The organism is Nonomuraea sp. MG754425 (assembly GCF_021699195.1).
Classification (GTDB): domain Bacteria; phylum Actinomycetota; class Actinomycetes; order Streptosporangiales; family Streptosporangiaceae; genus Nonomuraea.
In genome coordinates this window covers 1-1,315 of record NZ_SSXE01000424.1, presented here as the reverse complement: position 1 = coordinate 1,315, position 1,315 = coordinate 1, and the positions used below count along the sequence as shown (strand labels likewise).

Sequence of the window (1,315 nt, the reverse complement as noted above, 5' to 3'; positions counted from 1 at the left end):
CCCTCACCCTGACCCTGCGCCCGGCTCCCCTGCCGGCCCGAACCCCGGCTCAGGGCTGGGTGTCCAGCCACGCCCGGAACGTGGGGCCGGCGAGCTTGGCGTGCGGGCCGGGCAGGAACCCGCCGCCGGCGGCGATCTCGGCATCGGGCCAGCCGGAGCCGTCCACGCCGACGACCTCGATCCCCCGGCGGGCGCCGAGCAGCCGGCCCTGTCCGCGCCGATCACGGACGCCATGACGATCTCCGGGCGACCCCGCCTTGCGGCCGTACTCGTGCGGATGCCGGGCCGAGGCACGGAAGAACTCCGTCGCCGCGTCCTGATCGGAGGAGTGCCACGAGGCGACGTCGATGACGGGCCAGCGCCCCGGCCAGGCCCTCACCGGTGACGACGTCCACACCGGCGGCCCGGGACATCGGCACCACCCGGGCCCCCGCTCGGCCAGCACCTCGACGACGTGACGGCCCAGCCGCCCGGTCGCCCCCGCCACCGCGAACGTGCCGGCGCTCACACCGGACGCCCTTCCCGCTCCCCGATCCCGCGCAGGACGCCCGTCTCCCCGACGGTGCAGTACGTGCTGCCGAGCACCCACCGTGGACCCCGCCACCCAGACGTTCGTCACCCACCGCAACCTGCCGTTCACCGTCGCCTACGAGATGCTCGGCTCAGCCGCCGACGCCGAAGACGTCCTGCAGGAGACCTGGCTGCGCTGGACCGACGCCGACCTCGCCACCGTACGGGAACACCGCGCCTACCTCGTGCGCATCGTCACCCGCCAGGCGCTGGACCGGCTCCGCGCGCTCAGCCGCCGCAAGGAGTCCTACATCGGGCCGTGGCTGCCCGAACCCCTCCTCACCACGCCTGATGTGGCCGACGACGTCGAACTCGCCGACAGCGTCTCGATGGCCATGCTGCTCGTCCTGGAGACCCTGCAACCGACCGAACGCGCGGTGTTCGTCCTGCACGAGGTGTTCGCCCTCATCAACGGCGCCCCCGGACTGCTCGTCCGCGTCACTCGTCCGCGTCAACGGGGAGATCGACGCAGTGATCGCGGTATGCGTCGAGAACGGCTACGTCACCGGCGCCTACCACGTACGCAACCCCGAGAAGCTGTCACGCATGGAACGGGAAACCGCCATGACCCGCCGAACGCTCGTCGAGCTGCCTAATAACCGGTGATCCGGCGACACCGCACACCCGTCGCGGCGCACCGGCCGCCCCCTCACCCGGCCCGGCTTGACGGCCACCGCCTGACGATGCGCGGGCGGACGCACCCCGCCCACCGGCGCCACCGCCGCCGCACCCGCGCCACCCCGCA

The 1,315-nt window shown here is 73.4% G+C and carries 2 protein-coding genes; one reads left to right on the top strand and one right to left on the bottom strand.

From position 1 onward, the window contains the following. Positions 1–49: 49 nt before the first annotated feature. Positions 50–508, bottom strand: coding sequence for a hypothetical protein (locus tag FAF44_RS53240; RefSeq protein ID WP_237111127.1), 459 nt, complete (start codon positions 506–508; stop codon positions 50–52). A gap of 82 nt (positions 509–590) precedes the next feature. Between FAF44_RS53240 and FAF44_RS53235 the strand changes: the two genes are divergently transcribed. Continuing rightward, positions 591–1,166, top strand: a complete 576-nt coding sequence (locus FAF44_RS53235; RefSeq protein WP_237111126.1) for a sigma factor — start codon at positions 591–593, stop codon at positions 1,164–1,166. Positions 1,167–1,315 lie beyond the last annotated feature (149 nt).